Origin of the sequence: Saccharothrix texasensis (assembly GCF_003752005.1) — a bacterium.
GTDB classification, from domain to species: domain Bacteria; phylum Actinomycetota; class Actinomycetes; order Mycobacteriales; family Pseudonocardiaceae; genus Actinosynnema; species Actinosynnema texasense.
Map to the genome: position 1 here is coordinate 680299 of NZ_RJKM01000001.1, position 25072 is coordinate 705370.

Here is a 25072-nt window from a genome sequence, read left to right on the forward strand (position 1 = left end):
ATCTACATTATGTTAAGTAGAACGTTGGGCGGGCGTCCGGGGCACTTCCCTGCCCACCCGCCGAGCCTCCGCGGTGATGACGTCGCCCCAGGTGCTCCACATGCCGTCGAGCCGTGACGTGACGACGACGCGCTGCACCGAGTCGTCCGGCAGCGGGATCTGCAGGCCGATCGCGTGGTGGCGTGCGTGCCCGCCGCCTGCCTTCGCCAGCAGCTCCGCGTCGAAGTCGATCAGGACGCTGCCTTCGGGCAGGGTGTCCGGGATGTCGTCGCCGCAGCCGATGACGCAGACCGGTCCCCCGGCGTCCGCGGTGTGCCGGTCGATCTCGGCGCGGACGTCGAGGGCGCGTGCCTGGTCGGTCCACGCGGTGAGGGTGCGGTGTTCGCCCTCGGCGATGAGCGGGTCGTCGAGTTCCAGGGAGGCCCAGACAAGTTCGACGCCGGGTTCGCGGGTCTTGTCGAGGAACTGGCGCATGGTGCGCTTGGCGCTGGCGAGCATCTCCCCCGTGTCGCGTTCGTGCGGTGGTTCGACGGCCCAGGCGGTGAGGTCGAAGTGGGTGGCGAGGCCGTGCTTGTGGGCGCGGTAGCCGAGCTCGATGTCTTCGGTGCCCCAGGTGACGAAGCGTTCGTCGAAGCCGCCGACGGCGTGGAAGTCGGTGGTGCGCAGGGAGTAGTTCATGCCCCAGGCGAAGAGCCAGGGGAAGGCGAGCCGGTCGGGGTCGAAGTCGACGGCGGCGAGGGGTTCGTGGCGGATGTCGCGGAAGCCGGGGTGGTCTTTGAAGTCCTGGTGGACTTGCTTCGGGGTTCGGGTGGTGATGGCTTCGGCGAGGCCGGGTGTGGGGTCCCAGGGGCGGTAGCCGTGGACGTAGCCGAGGTTGAGGGTGGGTCGGCCGGTGTGGGCGTCGGCGTGCGCGCGGGTGAAGTCGGGTCCGGCGAGGGTGCCGCAGTCGAGGAAGACGAGGACGGGGGCGGTGGCGTGGCGGGCGCCGGCGTTGCGGGCGTGGGCGACGCGGCGGCCGAGGTCGGGTTCGTAGTGGTAGTGCAGGCGGAGGCGGTCGCGGAAGGTTTCGGTGACGTCGGCGGTGTGGTCGTTGGAGCCGTCGTCGGAGACGATGACCTCGTAGTCGTCGGGTGGGAGGGTTTGGTCGGTGAGGCTGTCGAGGGTGCGGCGGAGGAGTTCGGCGCGGTTGTAGGTGGGGATCACGACGGAGATGCGCGGCGGCATCCGGGCTCCTTGGGGCGCTGGTGGCGGGCGCTGGGAAGGAGCGGACTGTATCGGGTTCGCGGAATCGGTACAGCCCCCGCACTTCGGTGTGGGTCAGGTGGTTCGGGTGGTGGTCAGGCGGTCGAGGGTGGCGTGGTAGTGGGCGTTGGTCATGATGCCGAGGACGTTGCCGAAGGGGTCGACGACGCTGGCGGTGGCGTAGCCCTCGCCGCGGACCGTGGGGTGGTCGTGGGGTGTGGCGCCGAGTTCGGTGAGGCGGTCGAGGGTGGCGTGGAGGTCGTCGACGGCCCAGTAGGTGATGGCGCCGGCGGGGCCGGTGCGGGTGTCGTGGGGTGCGTGGTCGCTGTGGACGATGCCGAATTCGTGGTGGTAGTCGCCGATGCGGTATTCGACGTAGCCGCCGGGGACGGTGAAGTAGGGCTCGATGCCGAAGAACCGGGTGTACCAGGTGGTGGCGGCGTCGAGGTCGTCGGCGAAGAAGTTGGTGGTGGTGAGTCCGCGGAGCATGGTGGTCCTTCTTCCGGTCGGTTGGTCGTCGTCGCCTACTTTGGTGGTTGAAGTGCGCACGGAGTGAGCACTTTGGGGGTGAGACTGGGGTCATGCGTGCGGACCGGTTGGTGGCTGTCCTGTTGTTGATGCAGGCGCGGGGTCGGGTGACGGCGGCGGAGTTGGCGGGTGAGTTGGAGGTGTCGGTGGCGACGGCGCGTCGGGATCTGGAGGCGTTGTCGTCGGCGGGTGTGCCGGTGTACTCGCAGCCGGGGCGTGGTGGTGGTTGGCGGTTGGTGGGGCGTGCGCGGACGGATCTGAGCGGGTTGACGTCGTCGGAGGCGCGGGCGTTGTTCTTGTTGGTGGGTCCGGCGGCGTCGGGGTCGCCGGAGGTGCGGGCGGCGTTGCGGAAGTTGGTGCGGGCGTTGCCGGAGACGTTCCGGGAGGGTGCGTTGGCGGCGGCGGACGCGGTGGTGGTGGATGTGGCGGGGTGGGGTGGTGTCGGTCGGGTGCGGCCGGGGTTGGTGGGTGTGTTGCAGGAGGCGGTGGTGGGGCGTCGGCGGGTGGTGTTGGTGTACGAGGGTCGTGGGCGGGTGCGGTCGGAGCGGGTGGTGGAGCCGTGGGGGTTGGTGGACAAGGACGAGGTTTGGTACTTGGTGGCGGGTACGGGTGCGGGTGAGCGGACGTTCCGGGTGGATCGGGTGGTGTCGGCGCGGGTGACGGATGAGGTGTTCGTGCGGCCGGAGGGGTTCGAGTTGTCGGTGGCGTGGGAGCGGGTGGTGTCGGAGGTGGAGCGGCGGCGGGGGTCGGTGTCGGCGGTGGTGTCGGTGGAGCCGCGGTTCGCGGCGGTGTTGCGTGATCAGTTCGGGCGGCAGTGCGAGGTGTTGGCGGAGGTGGGTGGTCGGGCGCGGTTGCGGTTGTCGGCGGCTGCTCCGCTGATGATCGCGCAGGTGTTGGCGGGGTGGGGTGGGTTGGTGGAGGTGGTGGAGTCGGAGGCGGTGCGGGCGGAGTTGGCGCGGTTGGGTGCGGAGTTGGTGGCGTTGAACGGGGTGGGGTGATGCCGCTCCCCCGGTTCGGGGGGTCGGTCGAGGGCGTCGTGGCGGTGGTCGGTTCGGGCGGTGGGTCAGGTGGGCGGGTTTGACATGCGGTCGTGGACGCGGTCTCTCATGGGTTTGTCGCGCAGGGCGCGCAGGGCGGCGTCGACGAGGGTGGTGAGGGGGTGGGGCAGGTCGGCGTCGAGGTCGAGGGTGGCGGCGGTGGTGGCGGTCCACTCGGCGTCGAGGGTGGGCAGGACGGCGCGGGCCTGGTCGGTGAGGTGGACGATGCGCCGGCGGGCGTCGTCGCCGGGTTTGAGGTCGACGAGGCCGTCGCGGCGCATCTGGTTGACGGTCTGGCTGATGGCGGAGTGGGTGACGCCGATGGTGTCGGCGAGGTCGCGGATGGACAGCGGTCCCCTGGTGTGGACCAGGCGGATGACGGGCGTGTAGCGGGGTCGGAAGCCTGGTAGGCCGAGGTCGGTGTAGACGCGGGCGATGTCGCCTTCCAGGAGGTCGAGCAGGTGGCGGAGGCGGGTGCCGAGGTATTGGCCGGCGGGTGCGTGGTCCACTCCCCTAATGTAACAGTGCTGTTGTATCGGTGCTGTCGTAGCGGTGAGGAGTGGTGGATGTACCCGGAGATCGAGCCGTACGAGCACGGGATGCTGGACGTCGGCGACGGCAACCTCGTGTACTGGGAGGTGTGCGGCAACCCGGAGGGCAAGCCGGTGGTGTGCCTGCACGGCGGGCCGGGCACGGGCTGCTCCCCCGGCATGGCCAGGCAGTTCGACCCGCGGGCCTACCGGATCGTGCTGCTGGACCAGCGTGGCAGCGGGCGCAGCCGGCCGCACGCGAGCGAGTACTCGACGGACCTGTCGGTGAACACGACGGCGCACCTGGTGGCCGACGTCGAGCGGTTGCGCGAGCACCTGGGCGTCGAGCGGTGGATGGTGTTCGGCGGGTCGTGGGGTTCGACGCTGGGCCTGCGGTACGCGCAGCTGTTCCCGCAGCGGGTGACGGACGTCGTGCTGGTGGCGGTGACCACGGGTCGGCACGCCGAGCTGGACTGGCTCTACCACGGGTTGGGCGTGCTGTTCCCGGAGCAGTGGTCGAGGTTCCGCGACGGCGCGGGCGAGGGCGCCACGGACCTGGTGGCGGCCTACCACGCGTTGCTGGAGGACCCGGATCCCGCGGTGCGGGAGAAGGCGGCGACGGACTGGACGGACTGGGAGGCGTCGATCGTGTCGCTGGACCCGGGCCACCGGCGGGGGCCGCGGATGGCGGACCCGGCGTGGCGGATGGCGTTCGCGCGGCTGTGCGCGCACTACTTCAGCCACCGCGCCTGGCTGCCGGACGGGCAGGTGTTGCGGGACGTGGAGCGGTTGCACGGCATCCCGGCGATCCTGGTGCACGGCCGGTTGGACCTGCAGGGCCCGTTGGGGACGGCGTGGGAGCTGGCCCGGGTGTGGCCGGACGCGGAGCTGGTGGTGGTGCAGGGCGCGTCGCACGCGCTGTCGGATCCGGGCATGGCGGACGCGGTGGTGGCCGCGACGGACCGGTTCGCCCGCGCGGTCCGCTAGAGGCGCCAGACGGTGGTCGTCCTGACCGCGACGCCTTCCAGGTCGGGTGGCACCGGCACCGGGAAGGCGTCGACCCGCGTCCAGCCGCGTGGCAGGAACGACCGCTGCGGGTCGCCCACCAGCACGAGGACGCCGCGGCGGTGGGCGGCCAGCAGGAACGGCTCGACCCGGGCGGCCATGTCGCGGTCGTAGAAGACGTCGCCGGCCAGCAGCACGTCGACGTCCGGTTCGGTGTCGAGCAGGTCGCCGGCGGCGATGGTGAGGGTCACGTCGTTGGCGCGGGCGTTGAGGTCGATCGCCGCCAGCGCGACGGGGTCGATGTCGTTGGCGGTGACGAGGCCGCCGGCGCGGGCCGCCGCGACCGCGACCAGCCCGGAGCCCGAGGCGAGGTCCAGCACGCGGCGGCCGGCGACCAGGTCGGGGTGGTCGAGCACGTGGCGGGCCAGGGCCTGGCCGCCCGCCCAGGGGAACGCCCAGAACGGGGGTTCCGGGGCGCCGGTGCGTTCCCACAGCGCGGTCACGTCGTCGGCCGTGCGCAGCACGATGTCGGGGGTCAGCGGCACCGGTCGGGCGCTGGTCATCGAGCGGATGAAGTCCTGCACGGGTCCGGTGCTCACCGGGCCGGCGTCCGGTGCGGGCGCGCCGTGCGGTCGGTCTGGGACAGGGGCCGTCGCACCATGCTGTGATAGTAGAGACGCGGTGATCGGGTTGAAGAGCCCGGCGAGCTGGAGGCGATGCGCGCCGCCGGTCTCGTGGTGGCCGACGCGCTGGACGCCGTCCGCGACCACGCGACGGTCGGGTCTCGCTGTTACGTTCACCCGAGGACGGGCCCCGCGTTCACAGCCCCCCGGCGACCCGCAGCACCGCGCCCGTCGTGAACGACGCGGCGCCGCTCAGCAGCCAGGCCACCGCTTCCGCGATCTCCTCCGGCTCGCCCGGCCGGCCCAGCGGGATGGCCGACGCCACCCGGTCGGGTCGGTCCGGCACCCCGGACAGCTCGTGGATCTCGGTGCGGACGGTGCCCGCGGCCACCGCGTTCACCCGGATCCCCCGCGGCCCCAGCTCCTTCGCCAGGCCGACCGTCATCGCGTCGACCGCCGCCTTGCTCGCCGCGTAGTGCACGTACTCGCCCGGGGAGCCCAGCGTGGCCGCGGCCGAGGACAGCGACACGATCGACCCGCCCGACAGCAGGTCCCGCGCCGCCCGTCGCGCGCACAGCAGCGCGCCGACCACGTTGACCTCCACGACGCGGCGCAGGTCTTCCGCCCGCAGCTGCGCCAAGGGGCCCACCGGGCTGGTGATCCCGGCGTTGACCACCACGCCGGTCACCTGTCCCAGCGCGGCGGCGGCGTCGAACAGGGCGTCCACGTCCGCTTCGTCGGACACCTCCGCCCGCACGGCGACGCCGCCCACCTCGCGGGCCAGTTCCCGCGCCCGTGCCGCCGCGGTCCGGTAGCCGATCACCACCCGGTTCCCGTCCGCGGCGACCCGGCGCACCACGGCCGCGCCGATGCCCCGGCTGCCGCCCGTCACCACGATCAGGCCAGCCACGCGGTCACCTCCGCGTCCACCACGTCCTGCTTGGTCACGAGCATGTGCGCCAACCCCGGCACGTCGACCAGGCGTGCGTCCGGCGCCGCCGCGCACAGCCGGGCCTGCAGCGGCCGGAACGCGGGGTACTCCCCCTCGCCCCGCACCACGAGCAGCGGCACGTCCAGCGCGGCCGCCCGCGCGAGCACGTCCAGTGGTTGCACCGCCGCCGTCGAGGTGTCCGTCCAGGTGTAGGAGTCCAGGGCGCCCGTCTCGATCGAGGCCTCCACCACGGCCTGCACCCGCACCGCCGGGTTCACCACCGCCACCGCCGCACCGGCACCACCCGCCGTGAGGCGGTGAGCAGCGCGATGTGCCCGCCGGCCGAACCGCCCACCAGGTCCACCGGGCCGTCGTCGCAGCCGAGCTGTCGCCGTGCCGCCGCGACCAGCGCGGGCATCGCGGCGACCGCCGACTCCACGAGCGGCACGTACCCGTCGAGGACCTGGTCGGGGCCTTGGCCCCACGGGGGCAGCGCCGCGTACAGCCGCCACGCGTCCACCCCCGCCAGCGGCAGCGCTTCGGCCATCGCCTCCGGCGTCCCCGGCTCGCCCAGCAGGTGCCACACCACCACCAGCCGCCGAGAGTGCCCGGCCGGCGGTGTCGCCACGAACCGCGCGCCCGCCGCCTCACCCGTGATCGTCATGATCCCGAACCTACGTCCCGTGGCGCCCGCACGGCGTCCACCCACCGCGAACAGCGCACACCCACCGCGACCGCAAGACGCCCGAACGCGTGAACCCGCACCCCGGTGTCACTCGAACGGCCGGGCCAGGGCACCCTGGGGGCGTGACCGAGCCGCGTTGCGCCGCGATCTCCGCGGACCTCGAGGAACCCCAGGCGGGCACCGCCGCCACCGCCGCCGCCTGGATCTGCCTCGAACAACCCGGGCCGTGGGGCCGCGACGCCCTGACCCAGAGCCGCCTGGACCCCGCGCTCGGCGCCGAACTGGCCCGCCGTGCCGCCGAGACCGGCGTGCGCGTCCTGCTCATCCGCCGTCCCGGCCGTCACGCCGACACCCACCACGACGCGCCCCGCCGCGTCTACCTGGCCGCCACCACCCCCGGCCGGCCGCGGCTGGAACAGGCCGACGTGGCCGACCCCGCGGCCCTGCTCGACCTGGACTTCGCCGCCCTCGCCGCCGGGCACCCCACCGGTCTCGGCACGCCCGTCGCCGGGCCGCTGCTGCTGGTGTGCGCCAACAGCCGCCGTGACGTGTGCTGCGCCCTGCGCGGCCGGCCGCTCGCCGAAGCCCTCGCCGCCGCGCGCCCCGACGCCGTGTGGGAGTGCACCCACACCGGCGGGCACCGCTTCGCCCCCACCGGCGTGCTGCTGCCCACCGGCTACACCTACGGCCGCCTCGACACCGATTTCGCCGGCCGGCTGCTCGAGGACGCGGCCCGCGGGCACGTCGTCACCGACCGCTGCCGGGGCCGTTCCGCCCACGCGCCGCGCGGCCAGGTCGCCGAGTTCGCCGTGCGCGAGCTCACCGGCGAACACCGCGACGTGCTCACCGTGCACGGCGACACCGTGCACCACGCCGACGGCAGCGCCTGGCACGTCACCGTCGCCGAGCGCGACCTACCGGCCGCCCGGCCCGCCAGCTGCGGCGCGCCCCCCACGCCGGCCACCGGGCTCGTCGCCACCGCCGTGCGCCGCCTCGTCCCCGTCGGCTGACGGCACCGCCGCGCGGAACAGGCCCAGCCCCAGCGCGTGGGCGTCGTCCAGGCCCACCTCCCGCAACGACTCCGCCGGCAGCGCCAGCAACGACACCGCCACGCCCAGGAAGTACGCGTCGAGCAGGCCCGCGTCGCGCGCGGTGCTCGGCAACCCCGCCGCCGCGTGCAGTCCCGCGCCCGCCTGCGCGTTGGACACCGCCATGCGGCCCAGCGCCGCCCGCACCCCCGGCCGGCGCACCGCCTCCAGGTACAGCTCCACCATCGCCAGCAGCTGCGTGGGATCGTCCACGACCGCGCGTCGCAGCAGCGCCGGGTACAGCTGCGCCACCTCCGCCGGGGAGATCCCGGCGGGCGTCGTCTCCCGCAGCCGCCGCACCGCCGCGGTGTGCAGCGCGGTCATCCGGGCCGCCGCCGCGCCCAGCAACGCGTCGCGCGACGGGAAGTAGTTCTTCGTCGTGCCCTGCGGCACACCCGCCGCCCGGTCCACCGCGCGGTGCGTCAGCCCGCGGCCGCCCTCCGCCGCCAGCACCGAGATCGCACAGTCGCACAGCAGGTCCCGACGGCTCGTCACGGGGAGGGGACACTAGCCGATCGCGGACGGCCGGCCGTCGCCACCACCCGGCCCGCCTCCAGCACCAACCACACCCCGCACACGCAGCGCACGTAGTCCACCGCGCCGTGCGACGAGACCTGGTACACACGCTCGGCGCTGGGCCACCCGCAACAAGGACACCTGGTGTTCACCCCACCAGCGTGGTGTCATGGTTCAGTGCATTTCAACCCTTACGGCGGGACGGCGGCCGAACTCGCCGCCGCCCTGGTCAACGCCGACCCCCGCAGCACCGCCGACGAGCTGCTCGACCTGCTGCGCGAGCACGACTACAGACCCGTCGGCGCGCTCGACGAGCACCAGGCCCGCGAACTCCTCGCCTGGGCCGCCCGCCTCTCACCGGTCTTCGACCACACCCCCGACCAGGTCGCCCTCGTCAACGACCTGCTCGCCGAAGCCGCCGCCAAGCCCTACATCTCCACCCACGACGACCGCCGGCCCCACCTGCACTTCGCCCCCGAGCACGCGCCCACCCCCGAGCGGCTGCGCGCGTTCACCGCCGCCGGTCTCGCCCACGTCGTCTGCGACGACCCCGGCCGCCTCGGCCGCTGCGCCCGACCCGGCTGCCCCGTCGTCTACGTCGACACCTCCCGCAACGGCCGCCGCCGCTTCTGCGGGACCCGCTGCGCCAACCGCGTCCACGTGGCCGAGCACCGCACCCGCACCGCCTGACCCCGACCCCGCCGCGGGGCCGGGGTCACTGCATGACGCGGCGGCCGAAGCGGGCGTTGCCGAACTCCGCCGCCTCGCCGATCAACGCCGACCCCACGTCCGTCCGACCCCGGAACCACGCGTGCCGGAACCAGGCGTCCTGGTGGAACACCACGTCGCCGAACAACGCCCGCCCGCCGAAGCGCACGTGCCGGAAATCCGCCCGGCCCGACACCTCGGCGCGCCGCAGGTCCGCCCGACCCGACACCTTCGCCCGCGCGAACACCAACTGGTCGGCCACCTGCGCCGACCGCAACGACACGTTGCCCGCGAACACCGCCAACCCGAACGACGCCGACTTCGCGAACAACGCGTCGGTGAACACCGCGTGCCGCAGGAACCGGGCCCCCGCGAAGTTCGCGTCACCCGTCACCGTCATCGCCTCGAACCGCGCGTCGCCCAGGAACACCGCGCCCACCAGGTCCACCCGGTTCACCCGGCACCCCGACAGGTCGAAGTCCACCAGGATCGCCCCCGGCGCCACCACGTCCATCCCCGGCCAGAAGTCCGCGCCCGGCCGCAGGTGCGACACCAGCTCCCGCTGCACCGCCGTGCGCCACGGCGCGTCCAACCCCATGCTCACCCCGCCGCGCAACGCCGCCAACCACGACGTCACCACCGCCTGCCGCCGCCGCGGCGCCTGCCGGCCGATCTCGGCCAACAGCAGCAACCCCTCCTCCTCGCCGGCCCGGAACAGCCGGTTCGCCTCGCGCCACACCGACAGCGGAGCCGGGACCGCACCCGCCTGCGGCCCCACCCGCCGTCGCGCGTGCTCGTCCAACAACGTCTCCGAACGCGACGCGCGCACATGGCGCACGCCAATCCAGACGATGACCACCGCCACCGCCACCGGCATCAGCCACGACGACATACCCCGATCATGCCCGTCCCGGGTACGTCCACGGACGTACTTCCCGTCACCGCTTCGTGGCCGATGCCGGGACACGCGTTCGAGCGGAGCATCGAAGACATGCATCCGTCCCCTTCCCCGACCCCCGGCCCGGCCCGCGGCGCGCCCGCACGACGCGCCGGCGACGCCGACCGCGACCACACCGCCGCCCGGCTGCGCGACGCCGTCGGCGAAGGCCGCCTCACCCTCGCCGAAGCCGACGAGCGCATCGCCGCCGCCTACACCGCCGTGCACGAGCACGACCTCGCCGCCCTCACCGCCGACCTGCCCGCGCCGCCGCCACCTCCCGCGCCGCCCGCACGCCGCCGACCACCCCCGCCGGTGATCCTCCTGGTCCTGCTCGCCGTCGCCTGGCTCGCCTCACCCCTGCCGTTCCCCTGGCCGCTGCTGCTCGTCGCCCTGCTCGTGCACCGCGGCGCGCGCCACCGCCGGCGGCACGACCCGATCACCCCCGCGGCCTGATCCACCCACAGCCGCTCCTGCCTTAGAGTCCGCTCATGGACCTGACCGACGCGTGCTTCGCGGGCGCCGCCCGACAGGCCGAACTGCTGCGGGCCGGCACGCTCACCTCACGCGCCCTCGTCGCCGAGTGCCTGCGCCGCATCGACCGGCACGACCGGACCCTCAACGCGTTCCGGCTCGTGTTCACCGACCGCGCCCTCGCCGACGCCGACCGCGCCGACGCCCGCCTCGCCCGCGGCGAGGACGCGCCCCTGCTCGGCGTGCCCGTCGCGGTCAAGGAAGACCTCGCCGTCGCCGGGCTGCCCACCACCAAGGGCACCGCCGCCGTCGACACCACCGCGCCCGAGGACTCCGAGATCGTCCGGCTCCTGCGCGCCGCCGGCGCCGTCGTCGTCGGCCGCACCCGCATGCCCGAACTCGGCCTGTGGCCCTACACCGAGTCCACCTGGGCCGGCGCCACCCGCAACCCCTGGTCGGCCGACCACTCGCCCGGCGGGTCCAGCGGCGGATCGGCCGCCGCCGTCGCCGCCGGCCTCGTCGGCGCCGCCATCGGCACCGACGGCGCCGGCTCCATCCGCATCCCCGCCGCCTGCACCGGGCTGTTCGGCCTCAAACCCCACCGCGACCACGTGTCCCTCGCCCCCGACCGCGACGGCTGGCACGGCCTGGTCGCCGCCGGACCCATCACCCGCCACGTCGCCGACGCCGCCCTGCTCCTCGACGTGCTCGCCCCCGGCCACGACCACACCGCCGCCGTCACCGGCACCCGGACCCTGCGCATCGCCGTGTCCCTGCGCACCTGGGGCCGCGGCATCCCCGTCGACCCCGAAGTCCGCGACGCCGTCCTCGACACCGCGGGCCTGCTCGCCGACCTCGGCCACGACGTCACCCGCGTCGACCCCGACCTGCGCGACGTCACCGGGCCCGCCGTGCTCGCCGCCCGCTACCTGCACAGCGCCGCCACCACCGAACAGGCCCTCGACCGACCCGACCGGCTCGACGCCCGCACCCGCGCCGTCGCCGCCCTCGGCCGCGCCCTGCCCGCGCCCGCCGTGCGCGCCGCCCTCGCCCAGACCGCGAAGCTCACCGACCACGCCAACCGGCTCTTCGAGCAGCACGACCTGCTGCTCACCCCCGTGCTCACCCGGCCGCCCCTGCGCGTCGGCGAGTGGAACCGCCGACCCACCCTCGCCGCGCTGCTCGCCGCCGCCCGCATGACCACGTTCCTGCCCCTGTGGAACATCACCGGCAACCCCGCCGCGTCCGTCCCCGCCGGCCACACCCGCACCGGCCTGCCCCTGGCCGTGCAGCTCGTCGCCGCCACCGACGGCGAGCACACCATCCTCACCGCCGCCGGCCAGCTCGAACGCGCCCGCCCCTGGACCGACCGCCGCCCACCCGCACACCCCTGAGCCCCCGCCTGGCCCCTCCGCGGGACCCGCGGGCCCGCCGCGGGAGGACTAGCGGGACCGGTCGGCGGCCAGGCGGACGAGAGCGCGTGTCGGGTGCACGTCCACCGGGACGGCCGACCCGACCTCGACGACCTCCTCGCCGGGGACCAGGTGGCTCGTGGTGAACGGCGGCCTGCCCGGCGCCTTCACCAGCATCCGGATCCCGGTGCAGCGTTCGTCCTCGCCGCACGGCACCCGCTCCGCGGACGTGACCACGCCCATCGCGCGCACACCGGCGGTGTCCAGCTCACGCCACACGCGCAGGTCCCGCGCCGTGCCGCCCACGGCCAGCACCAGGACGACCACCCCGAGCAGCGTCCAGACCAGACCGGTCACGACGACGCCCACCCTGTCCTCGTCGGGGACGAACCCGGCGACACCGGCCACCGCGACCACGGGACCGCCGCACACGACGACCAGGAGCCCGACCGCGGTCCACACCGGCTGCTCGAACCAGCCCGTCGGACGATTCACCGGACCCTCGGCCTCGGCCACCGCGCCGCCCGTCACGGCGCGTCACCGGGACGGAAGCCGGAAGCACCGCGCACGAGTTCTGACACGAACGGACTGTAACCGACCTGGTCACGCCGTCACCGGCGAACCGGACCCGCGAGAGTCCTACCCCCACGCCACGAGAGTCCTACCTCCAGGACCCCCGAGTTCAACGTCCGACCGCCGGTCACCGCTCCCGCAGCGCCAGCTCCGCCCGCAACCGCCGCAACCACTCCGGCGCCCGGCCGTCCGGCGCCTCGGCCCACTCGCCCTCCACCACCCGCCGCAGCACGTCGTCCCCGTCCTCGGCCTCGGCGACCAGCCCGAGCACCTCCTCGCGCACCGACGGCCACCCGCCCGACGCCGACGCCACCGACCGCAACCGCGTGTAGGACTCCCACGTCGGATGCGCCAGGAACGCCCGCCGCCGCAGCGCCACCGCCCGATCCGCCCACCCCGCGCGCAGGCACTCGTCCACCCCCAGGTCCACCAGCCGGGTCGCCGCGCCGCGCCCGCCCGTCGCCGCCAGACCCCGCTCCACCCACGCCACCGCCTCCGCCGACCGGCCCGCGTCCCGCAGCACCGTCGCCACCTGCAGGTAGTGCCACCCCGACGACAGGTCCCGCGACAACACCAACACCTGCAGGTCCACGTCACCGGTGTGCTCGGCCAGCTCCTCCACCACCCGCAGCAACGCCCACCGCTCCCGGTCGTAGCGCCCGGTCCGCCCGAACCCGATCACCGGCAGCCGCTCGAACCGCGCCACCGCCTCCGCCCGGTAGAACGCCAACCCGTCCTCGCCCAACGCCGGCGCGTACGCCGCCAACCGCACCTCGGGCGGCTCGGCGAACCCCGTCTGCAACCACAGCAACCACGTCGCCAACTCCCGGCCGTCCACCGCCGGGCCGCTCGCGCACGCCACCGCGTGCAGGTCCAACACCCGATCCGCCAACCCCGCCACCGCCGCCCGCTGCGCACCACCCTGGGCGGCGCCCACCAGCACCTCGGCCAACTCCCGCGCCACCACGCGGGCCCCCGGCCCGCCCCGCACCAGGTCCGACAGCTCCGCCACCAGGGACGCCAACTCGTCCCACCGCGCCTGCCACGGCACGTCGACACGGGCCAGCGCGGCCGCCGCACGACCGGGTAAAGCATCCACCGCGACATCCAACCGCACACCCACCCGCCCCACGAGCCCCCGCCCGCACCCCCACCGAGGCGCCCACCCGCCCCCACCACGCGAAAGGGGCGCCGGCGACCACCGCCGACGCCCCACCACTGCGTCCAAGATCACTGACCGGGGGTCAGCCGAGCGGTTCCGGCTCCCCGGCGCCCACCTCGCGCGCCGCCGGCCCGGACCCCAGCGTGCCGCGCTGCACCCCGCGCTCGACCGCGCCGTGCTCCAACGGACCGGGCACCTCCTTGCGCGCCACGGCCTCCGCCGCGCGCACCGCCTCGGCCACCGCCGGGTCCGGCGCCGTGTCGAACCACTCCGCCACCGACGCGTCGTCCTGCTCCGGCGACGAGGTCACCGGCTGCTCGTAGGCGGGCGGCTCGTAGCGGAACACGCCGTCCTCGCCCGGCGCGCCCAGCATCTTCGCGAACCCCTCCAGCGCCTTGCCGTAGTCCGACGGCACCAGCCACACCTTGTTCGCGTCACCCTGCGCCATCTGCGGCAAGGTCTGCAGGTACTGGTAGGCGAGGACCTCCGGCGTCGGCTTGCCCGCCTTGATCGCCGCGAACACCTTCTCGATCGCCTTCGCCTGACCCTGCGCCTGCAGGTACCGCGCCGCCCGCTCGCCCTGGGCCCGCAGGATCGCCGCCTGCCGCTCCGCCTCCGCGCCCAGGATGGCCGCCTGCTTCGCGCCTTCCGCCGAGAGGATCTGCGCCTGCTTCTGCCCCTCCGCGGACTTGATCGCCGCCTCCCGCTGGCCCTCCGCGTTGAGGATCATCGCGCGCTTCTCCCGGTCCGCGCGCATCTGCTTCTCCATGGAGTCCCGGATCGAGGGCGGCGGGTCGACCGCCTTCAGCTCCACCCGCGCCACCCGGATGCCCCACCGGCCCGTCGCCTCGTCCAGCACGCCGCGCAGCTGGTTGTTGATCTGGTCACGGGAGGTCAGCGTCTCCTCCAGGCTCATCCCGCCCACCAGGTTGCGCAGCGTCGTGGTCGCCAGCTGCTCCACGCCCACGATGTAGTTCGAGATCTCGTAGACCGCCGCGCGCGGATCGGTCACCTGGAAGTAGACCACCGTGTCGATCGACACCGTCAGGTTGTCCCGGGTGATCACCGGCTGCGGCGGGAACGACACCACCTGCTCGCGCAGGTCGATGCGCGCCCGCACCCGGTCGAAGAACGGCACCAGGATGTTCAACCCCGGCGCGGCGGTCGTGCGGTACCGGCCCAGGCGCTCGATCACCGCGGCCGTGGCCTGCGGGATCACCAGCACCGACTTCACCATGACTATCAGCACGAACAGCACCAGGACCGCGATGACGATCAGCGTGGTGGTCAACTCTCCCAGCCTCCACTCAGGCCCCGGACAGCACCACTGCGGTCGCGCCCGAGATCTCGACAACAGTGACTTCGGCGCCGGGCTCGATCCGCTCGCGGTCCAACGACCGCGCCGACCACACCTCGCCGCCGATCCGCACCCTACCCCCGTGGCCGTCCACAGTGGACACGACGACGGCCGTGCTGCCCACCAGGGCCTCCACGCCCGACCGGTGCCCCTGGCCCAGCGCCATCCGGCGCTTGATCGCGGGCCGCGCGCCCAGCACCAGCCCCAACGACACCAGGCCGAACACGATCCCGCTGAGCAGCACGTCCGCGCCCAACGCCGCGGCGCCCGCCGCGCCGAACGCGGCCAGACCCAGCATGACGAGCACGACATCGCCCGACAGGATCTCGGCCGCCACCAGGACGACCCCGAGGATCAACCAGATCAGCGCGGGCACACCCCCATCCTCGCACTTCCGGCGCGGCAAGGGGGCGGATTCAGGCCGCCGGCTCGGTCACGAAGTCGATCAACCGCTCCACCGCGCCGATCAACGGCGTCTCCAGGTCCCGGAATCCCGACACGCCCGCCAACACCCGGCGCCACCCCTCGTACGGCTCGCCCCAGCCCAGCGCGGCGCACACGCCCTCCTTCCACGGCACGCCGCGCGGCACCACCGGCCACGCCGCGATCCCCACCGACGCCGGCTTCACCGCCTGCCACACGTCCACGTACGGGTGACCGGTGACCAGCACGTTCGCGTCCCGCACCGCCGAGACCAGCCGCGACTCCTTGCTGCCCGCCACCAGGTGGTCCACCAGCACCCCCAGCCGCCGCCCCGGCCCCGTGCCGAACTCCGCGACCCGGTCGGCCAGCACGTCCACCCCGTCCAGCGGCTCGACCACGACGCCCTCCACGCGCAGGTCGTGCCCCCACACCCGCTCCACCAGCTCCGCGTCGTGCAGGCCCTCCACCCAGATGCGGCTGTCGCGCGCGGTGCGGGCCCGCAGCCCCTCGACCTTCACCGACCCCGACGCCGTCCGCGCGGGCTTCGCCGCGGCCGGGGCGGGCCGCACCAGCGTCACCGGCTGCCCGTCCACCAGGAACCCCGCCGGGCGCAGCGGGAACAGCCGGTGCCGGCCCTGCCGGTCCTCCAGCACCACCTGCCCGTGCTCGAAGCGCACCACCGCGCCGCAGAACCCCGACGCCGGGTCCTCCGCCACCAGCCCGACCTCGGCCACCACCTCGGGCACCGCTTTGCGCTTGCGGCCCGACAGCACGTCGCGGCCGTAGTCGTGTGATCGCACGGCCGGCGACGTTACCGCCCGGCGCCGCCGGCCGCGGCTACGCCGTGCCGAGGACCGACGGGTGGGCGGGGAAGAACCCGGCGAACACCTCGCACCACGCCGCCAACCGGTCCCCGTCCACCACCGCCGACCAGCGCTCGATGCCCGCGCGCAGGTCGGCCGACGCGTAGGCGAGGTCCACCGCGTCCGACGCCGGGTCGCCCACGCACGGCCGCGGGTCGATCGCCACCACCCCGCGCCCACCCGCGTCGAGCACGTTGCCCAAGTGCAGGTCGCCGTGCAGCAACGTCGCCGGCACCCGGTCGCGGGCCAGCTCCGCCGCCCGCGCGTGCGCCGCGTCGTGGTCGCCGGGATGCCGCCGGCGCAGCACACCGAAGACGAAGTCCACCCGCTCGCTCAACGGCGGGAAACCCCCACGCGGCGGCACGTGCAGCGCCCGCAGCACCTCGGCCAGCCCCGGGCCGTCCGCGGCGGGCGTGCCCGGCACCAGCCCTTCCAGCAGCAACGCGCCCCGCGCCGGGTCGGCCCGCAGCACCCGCACCACCCTCGGCGACGGCTCCCACGCCCGCAGCGCCGCGTGCTCCTGCGCCGCGATCGCCGGCTCCGGCGTCACCTTCAGCACCACCGGCTCGCCGCCGCGCGTGCACAGCAGCGCGTGCGACGTGCCCCCGGACAACGGCCGCACCACCTCCAGGCCCCAGTCCCGGCACAACCCCGCCACCAGCGCGTCCACCCCCGCCAGCCACGGCCGCACCCCCGGGCCGAAGCGCCGCGTCATGCGCTCCCGCAGCGACGCCATCAGCGGTCCAACCTCAGGATGAACTCCTCCACGTCCTCACCGCGCCCCTGCGCGAACCCCACGTCCTCGCCGACCGCCACGAACCCGCACTTCGCCAGCACGCGCAGCGACCCCAGGTTGTCCACCGCCGTCCGCGCGTACAGCGGACGCAGCGGCTGCTCGGCCAGGAACAGCTCCAACGCCGCCGTCGCCAACCCCTTGCCCCAGTGCTCGCGGTCGATCCAGCACGTCACCTCGGGCCCGCCGAACCGGGTGGAGCTGCCCACGTGGCCCACCACGTCGCCGTCGAACACCACCGTCCGCGCCACCGCCGACTCGTCGGCCAGGATCCGCGCCCACCGCACCAGGAACGCCGCCCGGTCCGACGGGTCCGCCGAGGTGAACGCGGCCATCCGCACCGCCTCCGGATCGCGCTGGTGCTCGAAGAACGCCAACACGTCGGCAGCGGTCACCTCGCGCAGTTCGACGCCCACGCGGCAAGTAGACAACACGCACCCGCGACGTCAGAAGATCCGGGCGCCGATCCCTCCGCCGGGTCACCACGTGATCACCCGTCGGGGTCGCGGGCCAGGTCAGAACGCGGGCCAGGTCAGAACGCGGGCCAGGGGATCGCCGGCCAGTCGTCGGACGGCGCCGGGTACACCTTCGCCGCCAGCAGCTTCTCCACCCGCTCGGTCAACGCCCGCACCTCCGCGCGCGTCAGCAGCTCGTGCAGCCGGTCCGACAGCTCCCCGTCCAGCCGCGACCGCAGCCGCCGCAGCGACTCCACCGCCTCCTCGGGCAGCTCCTCGCCCAACCAGCCCCACAGCACCGTGCGCAGCTTGTCGTCGCCGTGCAGGCAGATCCCGTGGTCCACCCCGTACACCGCGCCGTCCAGCGCGTGCAGCACGTGACCGCCCTTGCGGTCGGCGTTGTTCACCACCACGTCGAACGCCGCCATCAACCGCACCCGCGGGTGGTCGGCGTGCACCAGCACCGCCGGCTCCCCGTACCGGTCGTGCGCCTTCAACACCGCGCGCCACCCCGGCCGCACCTCGTCCACCGGCACGATGTCCACCAGGTCGTCGTCCTCGCGGGTCTCCACCCACAGCTGGACCATGCCCGACCCGAACGGACCCTCCCGCAGCACCGTCGGCGGCACCACGTGCACGCCGGAGGCCTCCGACACCAGGTAGGTGGCCACCTCGCGGCCCGCGAGCGTGCCGTCGGGGAAGTCCCACAGCGGCCGCTCGCCGCGCACCGGCTTGTACACGCACTGCGCGGTCACACCGTCGAGGCTGATCCCGCAGAACAACGTCGCGTTCGACGCGTCCACCAACCGGCCCTCGACCTCGATGCGGCCACGCCGCAGCAAGTCGAGCACCCCGTCGTCAGCCGGACCCACCGCCGCGCTCAGCCCTCGTCCGAACGACGGTAGCCGTTCTGCCGCGGGCAGACGTGCCCCTCGGGGTCGAGCGGCTCGGCGCACAGCGGGCACGGCTTGCGGCCCGCGCGCACCACCCGCTCGGCGCGCTCGGCGAACGCCCGCGCCTCCACCGGGCTCAGGAACACCCGCACCGCGTCCGGGCCCTCCTCGGTGTCGTCGAGCACCACCGCCTCGTCGACCTCCTCCTCGGTGATCGCGAGCAGTTCGATGACCACCGCGCTGGACTCGGCGTCCCAGCCCAGCCCCATCGTGCCGACCTTGAACTCCTCCTCGACCGGCACCGCCAAGGGTTCGGTGTCCCGGAGGTCCTCGGGGACGCCGTCGGGCACTTCCGCCCCGAACCGCCGGTGCACCTCCTCCAGCAGCGAGCCGATGCGCTCGGCGAGTACGGCGACCTGTTGCTTCTCCAGCGCCACGCTGACCAGCCGGGCCTCCTCGGAGGCCTGCAGGTAGAACGTGCGCTCGCCAGGCTGCCCGACTGTGCCGGCGACGAACCGGTCGGGCTGGCGGAATACGTGGATGACGCGTGCCATGACAACGACGACCCTAGGCCACGCGAGCAAGATCGGCAGCCCTGCCCCTCCCTTTTCCACGACCGGCGAACACGACTCCCCGCCGCGCGGCGCCGACCGGCCGCCACGCACCCGGCTAAGGTCGCCGCGTGGTGAAGATCGCACCGTACGGAACGTGGACATCGCCCATCGCCGCGGCCGACGCCGCCGCGGCCGGCGGGGGCCTGCACTGGGTCGACCTGCACGACGGTCGCCCCTGGTGGGCCGAGGGGCGACCGGCCGAGGGCGGCCGGGTCGCGCTGGTGCGCGACGGGCAGGACCTGCTGCCGCCGCCGTGGAACGCGCGCAACCGCGTCCACGAGTACGGCGGCCGCCCGTGGGTGGTGCTGGACACCCCCGAGGGGACGCGCGTGGCGTTCACCAACTGGGACGACCAGCGCGTCTACCTGTTCGACCCCGACGACCCGCGGCCCGTCCCGCTCAGCCCGGAGCCCCCGCGCCGCCACGGCTACCGCTACGCCGACCTCACCGCCGGGCCCGGCCACGCCGAGGTGTGGTGCGTGCGGGAGACCGTGACCGGCGACGCCCGCACCGACGTCCGCCGGGAGCTGGTCGCGCTGCCGCTGGACGGCGCCGAGCCCAGGGTGCTCGCCGCCAGCCACCACTTCATGACCGGCCCCCGGCTCTCGCCCGACGGCCGCCACTACGCCTGGATCGGCTGGGACCACCCCCGCATGCCGTGGGACGGCACCGAGCTGTGCGTCGCCGAGGTCGGCTCCGCCGGGCACCGCGTCCTGGCCGGCGGCGACACCGAAGCCGTGTGCCAGGTCGAGTGGGAGACGCCCGCGGCCGGCGGGCCGCCCGCGCTGCTGGCGCTGACCGACCCCGACGGCTGGTGGAACCTGTTCCGCATCGGCCTGGACGGGACCCGCAAGAACCTCGCGCCGTGCGCCGCCGAACTGGGCGGACCCATGTGGCGGCTGGGCAACCGCTGGTTCGCCGCCATCGGCCCCGGCCGCTACGCCGTGCTGCGCTCCGGGGCGCTGGCCGTGCTCGACGAGCGCAGCGGCACCGTCACCGACGTCGACGTGGACCTGCCCGTCTGGCACGCGCACCTCGCCGTGCACGACGGCGTGGTCGTCAGCGGCGCCGCCGGACCGCTCGCCGAGTCCGCCGTGGTGTCGCTGGACCTGTCCACCGGCGTCCTCACCGAGCACACCTCCGGCGACTCGGCGCTGCCCGTCGACTACCTGCCGGTGCCCGAGGAACGCGTGTTCCGCGGCCCGGACGGCGACGTCCCCGCCTACGTCTACCCGCCGCGCAACCCCGACTTCGCCGCGCCCGACGGCGAGGAACCGCCCTACGTCGTGCACGTCCACGGCGGCCCCACGGGCCGTTCCGCGCCCGTGCTCGACGCCGAGCTGGCCTACCTGACCAGCCGCGGCATCGGCGTGGTCGCGGTCAACTACGGCGGCTCCACCGGCTACGGCCGGGCGTTCCGGGAACGGCTGCGCGAGCAGTGGGGCGTGGTCGACGTGCAGGACTGCGCCGCCGTCGCCCAGGCCCTGGCCGACGAGGGCGCCGCCGACGGCGACCGGCTCGCCATCCGCGGCGGCAGCGCCGGCGGCTGGACCTCGGCCGCGTCGCTGACCTCGGTGCGGACCTACCGGTGCGGCATGGTCGCGTTCCCCATCCTCGACCTGGCCGGGTGGACCGGCGCGGGCGGCGAGACCCACGACTTCGAGTCCCGCTACGTCGAGGGCCTGGTCGGGCCGTGGCCCGCGACGGCCGACCGGTACGCCGAGCGGTCACCGGCCAACCACGTCGACCGGCTGGCCGGGCCCGTGCTGCTGCTGCAAGGCCTGGAGGACGAGATCTGCCCGCCCGAACAGGCCGACCGGTTCGCCGCCGCCCTGGACGGCACCGGCATCCCGCACGCCTACCTCACCTTCGAGGGCGAGCAGCACGGGTTCCGCAAGGCCGAGACCATCGTCGCCGCGCTGGAGGCCGAGCTGTCGTTCTACGGGCAGGTGTTCGGGTTCACCCCCGAGGGGATCGCGGTGCTGGAGCTGCGCCGGTGACGCCCGGGGCGGCCGTCGCCTCCGGGCCCCCGCTGCTGCGGCCCGGTGACCGGGTCGTCGTGGTCAGCCCGGCCGGACCGTGCCCGGCCGAACTCCTCGAGGCCGGCGCCGCGTGGCTGCGCAAGTGGGACCTGGACGTGCGGATCGACCCCCACGCGCTCGACGTCCACCCCACGCTGGGCTACCTCGCCGGCCACGACGCCGACCGCGCCCGGTCGTTCGAACGGGCCTGGCTGGACCCGGCCGTGGCCGGGGTGCTGTGCGCGCGGGGCGGCTACGGCAGCCTGCGCATGGTCGACCTGGTCGACTGGACCGCCGTCGCGGCCGCCGCCGGTGATCCAGCCGATGGTGGTCCGGCCGATGCTGCTGCCGGCGGTGGTGTCGGCGGTGGTGCGCGTCGCAAGGTGTTCCTCGGCTCCAGCGACACCACCGTGCTGCACGAGCGGTTCTGGGCGCACGGCGTGCCCACCTGGTTCGGGCCGATGATCGGCACCCGGGCGTTCGTCGAGGACACCGACGCCCGTGAACGGCTCCGCGCCGCCCTGTTCACCGGCGTGACGTCCTACCGAGGGGCCGGCATGGCGCCCGGCGTCGCCCGGGGGGTCGCCGTCGGCGGCAACCTCAGCCTGCTCGACGCCCCGCCACCGCCCGGCGCGATCGTGCTGCTCGAAGACGTCAACGAAGAGCCCTACCGCCTCGACCGGATGCTCACCGACCTGCTGCGGTCCGGGTGGTTCGACCAGGTCTCCGGCCTCGTCCTCGGCTCGTGGACGGGGTGCGGCGACCCGACCGCCGTGCTCGCCGACCGGCTGGGCGGGCTCGGCGTGCCGATCGTCGCCGACGCCCGGTTCGGGCACTGCGAAGGTCAGCTCACCGTGCCCCTCGGCGTGCCGGTCGAGATCGACGGCGGGTCCGGGGTGGTCACCGTCGTGGCATGACCACCCCGGACCCGCCCGCCGGTCACAGGCCGAACGCGAGCAGCACGTCACCGCCGTCCGGGTTCGGGTACTCCGGCACGTAGCCGGCCTGCACGTACACCATCCCGTCGGCCACGACGGCGCCCCCGCCGCCACCGGAGATCGTGCCGCCCCGACCCGGCAGGCCGTTGACTCCGGTGAAGTCCCGGATCGTGTCGTAGGTCCACACCACCCGGCCGTCCCGCGCCGAGTACGCCCGCAGCTTGCCGTCGTTGCCGCCCTCCCACACCAGGCCGGGGCTGCTCGTCACCGCCGGGCCGTGGCCCAGCGAGCAGACCTCCGGGTGGGCGGCGGCGCCACCGGTCGTGCAGCCGTCCGCCGGGTTGGGCGTCTCCCACAGCACGCGGCCCGTGCCCGGGTCCACCGCGAACACCTTGCCCGGGTCGGCGAAGTACGTCGCGATGTAGAGCCGGTGCCCGTCGTAGCTCGTACCCCACTGGATGCCCGAGATGCCGCCGCTGGGCAGCGGCACACCCAGCTGCCGACGCCACACCACCTCGCCGGTCCGGGCGTCGAACACGTGGTAGACGCCGAGCTTCTGCCCGACCCCGACGAGCTGCCGGCCGCCGACGGTGAACAGGTTCGGCGTCGCGCCGATGTCGTAGTCCAACGCCGAACCGTCCTTCAGCCCGGGGCAGTAGCCCTCCGGGTCGGGGCTGTTGCACAACCCGCGCCACGTGTCCGCCTTCGTGACCTGGTTGCGCCACTTCACCGCGCCCGTGCGGTGGTCCAGCGCCAACAACGTGTCGAAGTCCCCGGCGCTGCCGGTGTAGTTCTGGCCGGTGCCGACGTACACGGTGCCGGTGCGCGGGTCGATCACCGGCGAGCTCCACACCCCGGCGCCCGACGGCTCGTACCGGGTCGCGCCGCTGGGCCACGTCCCGACCGCCCGCGGTTCGGGCACGGTGTAATGCCGCCACACCACCTCGCCGGTGCGGGCGTCGAGGGCGTCGACGTGACCGCGGAACGTGCAGCACGGGTAGTTCGGGTCGTCGGTCCCGTCCGGCCCGTTGGCCGCGTTCTCCCCGCTCGACGTGCCGACGTACACCTTCCCGTCGTGCACGATCGGCGAGCTGGTCACCGTCGCCGCCGGGTGCGCGTCGACCTGCTCGGCCCACACCACCCGACCGGTGGCCTGGTCCAGCGAGTAGACGAAACCCCGGATGTCGCCGAAGTACACCCGCCCACCCGAGACCGACGGGCTGTCCCACGCGATCGCCGGCCGGGCACCCGGAGCGATCCCGGACAGGTCCGTCGTCCACACCTCCGCGCCCGTCTCCGCGTCGCGCGCGTAGAACTTCCCGTCCGGCCCGCCGAAGAAGGCCACCCCGCCGACCACGGCGGGCTGACTCCGCACCGGAGCCGCCGATTTCGGGAAGGCGAACGCCCACTTCACCGTCAACCGCGACACGTTGCGCGGCGTGATCCGCCACTCCGCCGCCGCGTACCGCGACCCGGCCGAGTCCTTCGACCACGTCGCCCAGTCACCCGACCGGTCAGGTCGCCCCGGCGAGGCCGACGTGACCCCGGCGCCGAGCAACGCCACCGACGACGCCGCCGCCACCAACGCCACTACCCGTTTCGAGATCGGCATCCCATCCCCCTGCCACTGTGGAAGCCTCTCCACCGTGACAGCGGGAGCCGACCGCCACGAGCCTCGAAAGGACCCGATCCCTCCGGAGAAGGTTGACCCCGGCCGAGCCGATCGGTTGATCCCGACCACCCCCGCAAGGGACTACCCTCCGGCACCGGCACCGGCACCGGCACCGGCACCCCGGACCTGGGCCGGAGCCGGTATCCCGTCCCAGGGCGGACCGTCACCAACCTCTGCGACCGAACCGACCTCGGCAAGCAGCCGAGCCGGCAGGCCGATCAGGCCGCTCGGCGACGGCGCGCCACTCGATGCTCTCGGCGGGCGGCATGAGCGCTGCGGGCGGCGAGGAGTTGTCAACGGCCGGCAGTTGCCGTCAGCGAACGTCGGTGATGGCCAGTAGGCGATGGCGGCCAGGTGGTGGTGGCGGCCAGGTGGTGGTCAGGGATTGTCGCGGAGCATCTGGTTGTCCCGCAGTGTCTGGGTGTCGCGTCGCACCTCCTCCGCTTGGTCGCCGACGGCCTGGATCTCCTCGGCCAGCTCCGGATGGCTGGTCCGCACCGTCGCCAGCGCCGCCATCAGCGGCTCCAGCAGCGCCACCGCGTCGTCCGCCGCCAACGCGTCGTGCACCACGACGTCCACCCGGCCGACCTGACCCGCCAGGCTGCGCAGTGACGCGGCGTTGTCGCGCGCCCACTGCGACACCGCCCGGTCCGCCGCCCGCTTGTCCCGCTCGGCACGCACCCGACCTTCGGCGGTCGCGCCCAGCTGCGACGGGCGCAGCCGCAGGTACCGGCGCTCCGCCGCCTGTCTGCTGGCCACCCCCAGGGCGGGCGCCAGCTCGGCCCAGCTCGTGCCCAGCTCACGTGCCGCGGCGATCAGCTGCGGTTCCCATCCGGACAGCTCGTCGCGCAAGCGCCGCAGGAGGACCAGTGCGGACAGCACCTGCCCCGCACTGAGTTCTTCCCCGGTGGCCGCCGCTCGGACGGTCTCGTAATCCCCGATCGCCATGGCGTCAACTTATCGATGACTTGTAGTCTTGTCAACCGGATGACGACATGGTAGAAATGAGGCACAGCGCGATGACCAGCGCATTGACCACGCAGACCAGGAGGTGTTCCCGATGTTGATGCGCACGGACCCGTTCCGGGAGCTGGACCGGCTGGCGCAGCAGTTCTTCACCGGCCCGGGCACCTGGTCGCGGCCGACGTCCATGCCGATGGACGCCTACCGCGCCGGTGACCAGTTCGTGGTGGAGTTCGACCTGCCGGGCGTCTCGCCGGACGCCATCGACCTCGACGTCGAGCGCAACGTGCTCACCGTCAAGGCCGAGCGTCGCCCCAACCGCACGGACGACGTCGAGATGCAGCTGTCCGAGCGGCCGCTGGGCGTGTTCTCGCGCCAACTCTTCCTCGGTGACTCGCTCGACGTCGACCGGATCAAGGCCGACTACGACTCCGGCGTGCTGACCCTGCGCATCCCGATCGCGGAGAAGGCGAAGCCCCGCAAGATCACCATCGGCCAGACCGACGGCGCACCGAAGGAGATCAACGCCTGACACGTCCCCGCCGTCGGGTACCGGATGTGCACCGGGTCTGCGGCAGGTAGGCCCGGTGCACATCGCCCACCCGCGCCGAACCACGAACCCGCGGCGC

The 25072-nt window shown here is 74.2% G+C and carries 29 protein-coding genes; 9 read left to right on the top strand and 20 right to left on the bottom strand.

The genetic code is table 11. From position 1 onward, the window contains the following. Nucleotides 1-12: 12 nt before the first annotated feature. Nucleotides 13-1224, bottom strand: coding sequence for a glycosyltransferase family 2 protein (locus tag EDD40_RS02680; RefSeq protein WP_123741486.1), 1212 nt, complete (start codon nucleotides 1222-1224; stop codon nucleotides 13-15). 93 nt (nucleotides 1225-1317) lie between these two features. After that, entirely contained in the window at nucleotides 1318-1731 is a 414-nt protein-coding gene (locus tag EDD40_RS02685; RefSeq protein WP_123741487.1) for a VOC family protein, read from the bottom strand. Nucleotides 1732-1823: 92 nt separating this feature from the next. Between EDD40_RS02685 and EDD40_RS02690 the strand changes: the two genes are divergently transcribed. Further along, nucleotides 1824-2768 (top strand): helix-turn-helix transcriptional regulator, encoded by a 945-nt coding sequence (locus tag EDD40_RS02690; protein WP_123741488.1) that lies wholly within the window; start codon nucleotides 1824-1826, stop codon nucleotides 2766-2768. 65 nt (nucleotides 2769-2833) lie between these two features. On the opposite strand, the gene EDD40_RS02695 is transcribed toward EDD40_RS02690, so the two are convergent. Further along, nucleotides 2834-3316, bottom strand: a complete 483-nt coding sequence (locus tag EDD40_RS02695) for a MarR family winged helix-turn-helix transcriptional regulator (RefSeq protein WP_123741489.1) — start codon at nucleotides 3314-3316, stop codon at nucleotides 2834-2836. Between the two features lie 57 nt (nucleotides 3317-3373). Here EDD40_RS02695 and pip point away from each other — a divergent pair, with 57 nt between their 5' ends. After that, complete coding sequence (pip, locus tag EDD40_RS02700; RefSeq protein WP_123741490.1) at nucleotides 3374-4324, top strand: prolyl aminopeptidase; 951 nt, start codon at nucleotides 3374-3376, stop codon at nucleotides 4322-4324. On the opposite strand, the gene EDD40_RS02705 is transcribed toward pip, so the two are convergent. From EDD40_RS02705 to EDD40_RS43115, 4 genes are all read right to left on the bottom strand, one after another. Beyond that, on the bottom strand, nucleotides 4321-4941 hold the full coding sequence (locus EDD40_RS02705) for a class I SAM-dependent methyltransferase (protein ID WP_246037366.1): 621 nt from the start codon (nucleotides 4939-4941) through the stop codon (nucleotides 4321-4323). The genes pip and EDD40_RS02705 overlap by 4 nt on opposite strands. Nucleotides 4942-5161: 220 nt before the next feature. Beyond that, complete coding sequence (locus EDD40_RS02710; RefSeq protein WP_123741491.1) at nucleotides 5162-5875, bottom strand: SDR family oxidoreductase; 714 nt, start codon at nucleotides 5873-5875, stop codon at nucleotides 5162-5164. After that, complete coding sequence (locus tag EDD40_RS43110; RefSeq protein WP_246037367.1) at nucleotides 5863-6183, bottom strand: alpha/beta fold hydrolase; 321 nt, start codon at nucleotides 6181-6183, stop codon at nucleotides 5863-5865. The genes EDD40_RS02710 and EDD40_RS43110 overlap by 13 nt, the downstream gene beginning before the upstream one ends. Further along, nucleotides 6171-6560, bottom strand: coding sequence for a hypothetical protein (locus EDD40_RS43115; protein WP_246037370.1), 390 nt, complete (start codon nucleotides 6558-6560; stop codon nucleotides 6171-6173). Before EDD40_RS43115 ends, EDD40_RS43110 begins: the two co-directional genes overlap by 13 nt. Before the next feature lie 143 nt (nucleotides 6561-6703). Here EDD40_RS43115 and EDD40_RS02720 point away from each other — a divergent pair, with 143 nt between their 5' ends. Beyond that, complete coding sequence (locus EDD40_RS02720) at nucleotides 6704-7591, top strand: ferredoxin family protein (RefSeq protein WP_123741492.1); 888 nt, start codon at nucleotides 6704-6706, stop codon at nucleotides 7589-7591. Here EDD40_RS02720 and EDD40_RS02725 read toward each other — a convergent pair. Further along, on the bottom strand, nucleotides 7496-8164 hold the full coding sequence (locus EDD40_RS02725; protein WP_123741493.1) for a TetR/AcrR family transcriptional regulator: 669 nt from the start codon (nucleotides 8162-8164) through the stop codon (nucleotides 7496-7498). The genes EDD40_RS02720 and EDD40_RS02725 overlap by 96 nt on opposite strands. A gap of 198 nt (nucleotides 8165-8362) precedes the next feature. On the opposite strand from EDD40_RS02725, the gene EDD40_RS02730 reads away from it, so the two are divergent. After that, nucleotides 8363-8875 carry a CGNR zinc finger domain-containing protein gene (locus EDD40_RS02730; protein ID WP_123741494.1) on the top strand — a complete coding sequence of 171 codons (513 nt, stop codon included), beginning with the start codon at nucleotides 8363-8365 and terminating at the stop codon, nucleotides 8873-8875. Nucleotides 8876-8900: 25 nt separating this feature from the next. Here the strand turns inward: EDD40_RS02730 and EDD40_RS02735 are convergent, their stop codons facing one another. Further along, nucleotides 8901-9785, bottom strand: coding sequence for a pentapeptide repeat-containing protein (locus tag EDD40_RS02735; protein WP_123741495.1), 885 nt, complete (start codon nucleotides 9783-9785; stop codon nucleotides 8901-8903). A 99-nt stretch (nucleotides 9786-9884) separates the two neighbouring features. Here EDD40_RS02735 and EDD40_RS02740 point away from each other — a divergent pair, with 99 nt between their 5' ends. Together EDD40_RS02740 and EDD40_RS02745 are read left to right on the top strand one after the other, a co-directional pair. Next, nucleotides 9885-10286 carry a DUF1707 SHOCT-like domain-containing protein gene (locus EDD40_RS02740; protein ID WP_123747700.1) on the top strand — a complete coding sequence of 134 codons (402 nt, stop codon included), beginning with the start codon at nucleotides 9885-9887 and terminating at the stop codon, nucleotides 10284-10286. Between the two features lie 35 nt (nucleotides 10287-10321). Beyond that, nucleotides 10322-11698: an amidase family protein gene (locus EDD40_RS02745; RefSeq protein WP_123741496.1), complete on the top strand. Its 1377-nt coding sequence runs from the start codon at nucleotides 10322-10324 to the stop codon at nucleotides 11696-11698. 48 nt (nucleotides 11699-11746) lie between these two features. Here the strand turns inward: EDD40_RS02745 and EDD40_RS02750 are convergent, their stop codons facing one another. From EDD40_RS02750 to EDD40_RS02790, 9 genes are all read right to left on the bottom strand, one after another. Continuing rightward, nucleotides 11747-12211, bottom strand: a complete 465-nt coding sequence (locus EDD40_RS02750; RefSeq protein ID WP_148088661.1) for a hypothetical protein — start codon at nucleotides 12209-12211, stop codon at nucleotides 11747-11749. A gap of 205 nt (nucleotides 12212-12416) precedes the next feature. After that, on the bottom strand, nucleotides 12417-13388 hold the full coding sequence (locus EDD40_RS02755; protein ID WP_211348061.1) for a hypothetical protein: 972 nt from the start codon (nucleotides 13386-13388) through the stop codon (nucleotides 12417-12419). Between the two features lie 145 nt (nucleotides 13389-13533). Then, on the bottom strand, nucleotides 13534-14688 hold the full coding sequence (locus EDD40_RS02760) for an SPFH domain-containing protein (protein WP_246038283.1): 1155 nt from the start codon (nucleotides 14686-14688) through the stop codon (nucleotides 13534-13536). 70 nt (nucleotides 14689-14758) lie between these two features. After that, on the bottom strand, nucleotides 14759-15184 hold the full coding sequence (locus tag EDD40_RS02765) for an NfeD family protein (protein ID WP_123741498.1): 426 nt from the start codon (nucleotides 15182-15184) through the stop codon (nucleotides 14759-14761). A gap of 40 nt (nucleotides 15185-15224) precedes the next feature. After that, the gene (locus tag EDD40_RS02770) at nucleotides 15225-16031 is read right to left on the bottom strand and encodes a DUF3097 domain-containing protein (protein ID WP_123741499.1); all 807 of its coding nucleotides are present in this window, start codon (nucleotides 16029-16031) and stop codon (nucleotides 15225-15227) included. Between the two features lie 37 nt (nucleotides 16032-16068). Next, nucleotides 16069-16830: an aminoglycoside phosphotransferase family protein gene (locus EDD40_RS02775; protein WP_123741500.1), complete on the bottom strand. Its 762-nt coding sequence runs from the start codon at nucleotides 16828-16830 to the stop codon at nucleotides 16069-16071. Beyond that, on the bottom strand, nucleotides 16830-17303 hold the full coding sequence (locus EDD40_RS02780) for a GNAT family N-acetyltransferase (protein WP_123741501.1): 474 nt from the start codon (nucleotides 17301-17303) through the stop codon (nucleotides 16830-16832). Before EDD40_RS02780 ends, EDD40_RS02775 begins: the two co-directional genes overlap by 1 nt. 116 nt (nucleotides 17304-17419) lie before the next feature. Then, nucleotides 17420-18214 (bottom strand): SCO1664 family protein, encoded by a 795-nt coding sequence (locus tag EDD40_RS02785; protein ID WP_123741502.1) that lies wholly within the window; start codon nucleotides 18212-18214, stop codon nucleotides 17420-17422. A gap of 8 nt (nucleotides 18215-18222) precedes the next feature. Then, nucleotides 18223-18789, bottom strand: a complete 567-nt coding sequence (locus EDD40_RS02790; RefSeq protein WP_123741503.1) for a DUF3090 domain-containing protein — start codon at nucleotides 18787-18789, stop codon at nucleotides 18223-18225. 128 nt (nucleotides 18790-18917) lie between these two features. Here EDD40_RS02790 and EDD40_RS02795 point away from each other — a divergent pair, with 128 nt between their 5' ends. Together EDD40_RS02795 and EDD40_RS02800 are read left to right on the top strand one after the other, a co-directional pair. Beyond that, nucleotides 18918-20849 carry a S9 family peptidase gene (locus EDD40_RS02795; RefSeq protein WP_123741504.1) on the top strand — a complete coding sequence of 644 codons (1932 nt, stop codon included), beginning with the start codon at nucleotides 18918-18920 and terminating at the stop codon, nucleotides 20847-20849. After that, the gene (locus EDD40_RS02800; protein ID WP_123741505.1) at nucleotides 20846-21787 is read left to right on the top strand and encodes a S66 peptidase family protein; all 942 of its coding nucleotides are present in this window, start codon (nucleotides 20846-20848) and stop codon (nucleotides 21785-21787) included. Before EDD40_RS02795 ends, EDD40_RS02800 begins: the two co-directional genes overlap by 4 nt. Nucleotides 21788-21809: 22 nt before the next feature. Here EDD40_RS02800 and EDD40_RS02805 read toward each other — a convergent pair whose 3' ends face one another. Together EDD40_RS02805 and EDD40_RS02810 are read right to left on the bottom strand one after the other, a co-directional pair. Continuing rightward, the gene (locus EDD40_RS02805) at nucleotides 21810-23420 is read right to left on the bottom strand and encodes an outer membrane protein assembly factor BamB family protein (RefSeq protein ID WP_123741506.1); all 1611 of its coding nucleotides are present in this window, start codon (nucleotides 23418-23420) and stop codon (nucleotides 21810-21812) included. Nucleotides 23421-23858: 438 nt separating this feature from the next. Beyond that, nucleotides 23859-24428, bottom strand: coding sequence for an HSP18 transcriptional regulator (locus EDD40_RS02810; RefSeq protein ID WP_123741507.1), 570 nt, complete (start codon nucleotides 24426-24428; stop codon nucleotides 23859-23861). A 112-nt stretch (nucleotides 24429-24540) separates the two neighbouring features. Between EDD40_RS02810 and EDD40_RS02815 the strand changes: the two genes are divergently transcribed. Continuing rightward, complete coding sequence (locus tag EDD40_RS02815; RefSeq protein ID WP_123747701.1) at nucleotides 24541-24975, top strand: Hsp20/alpha crystallin family protein; 435 nt, start codon at nucleotides 24541-24543, stop codon at nucleotides 24973-24975. Nucleotides 24976-25072 lie beyond the last annotated feature (97 nt).

Excerpts from the sequence above, each read along its gene's own strand:
- EDD40_RS02680 (WP_123741486.1), bottom strand. The coding sequence starts at position 1,224 with ATGCCGCCGCGCATCTCCGTCGTGATCCCCACCTACAACCGCGCCGAA.
- EDD40_RS02685 (WP_123741487.1), bottom strand. The coding sequence starts at position 1,731 with ATGCTCCGCGGACTCACCACCACCAACTTCTTCGCCGACGACCTCGAC.
- EDD40_RS02690 (WP_123741488.1), top strand. The coding sequence starts at position 1,824 with ATGCGTGCGGACCGGTTGGTGGCTGTCCTGTTGTTGATGCAGGCGCGG.
- pip (WP_123741490.1), top strand. The coding sequence starts at position 3,374 with ATGTACCCGGAGATCGAGCCGTACGAGCACGGGATGCTGGACGTCGGC.
- EDD40_RS43115 (WP_246037370.1), bottom strand. The coding sequence starts at position 6,560 with ATGACGATCACGGGTGAGGCGGCGGGCGCGCGGTTCGTGGCGACACCG.
- EDD40_RS02735 (WP_123741495.1), bottom strand. The coding sequence starts at position 9,785 with ATGTCGTCGTGGCTGATGCCGGTGGCGGTGGCGGTGGTCATCGTCTGG.
- EDD40_RS02740 (WP_123747700.1), top strand. The coding sequence starts at position 9,885 with ATGCATCCGTCCCCTTCCCCGACCCCCGGCCCGGCCCGCGGCGCGCCC.
- EDD40_RS02745 (WP_123741496.1), top strand. The coding sequence starts at position 10,322 with ATGGACCTGACCGACGCGTGCTTCGCGGGCGCCGCCCGACAGGCCGAA.
- EDD40_RS02760 (WP_246038283.1), bottom strand. The coding sequence starts at position 14,688 with ATGGTGAAGTCGGTGCTGGTGATCCCGCAGGCCACGGCCGCGGTGATC.
- EDD40_RS02775 (WP_123741500.1), bottom strand. The coding sequence starts at position 16,830 with ATGGCGTCGCTGCGGGAGCGCATGACGCGGCGCTTCGGCCCGGGGGTG.
- EDD40_RS02790 (WP_123741503.1), bottom strand. The coding sequence starts at position 18,789 with ATGGCACGCGTCATCCACGTATTCCGCCAGCCCGACCGGTTCGTCGCC.
- EDD40_RS02805 (WP_123741506.1), bottom strand. The coding sequence starts at position 23,420 with ATGCCGATCTCGAAACGGGTAGTGGCGTTGGTGGCGGCGGCGTCGTCG.
- EDD40_RS02810 (WP_123741507.1), bottom strand. The coding sequence starts at position 24,428 with ATGGCGATCGGGGATTACGAGACCGTCCGAGCGGCGGCCACCGGGGAA.
- EDD40_RS02815 (WP_123747701.1), top strand. The coding sequence starts at position 24,541 with ATGTTGATGCGCACGGACCCGTTCCGGGAGCTGGACCGGCTGGCGCAG.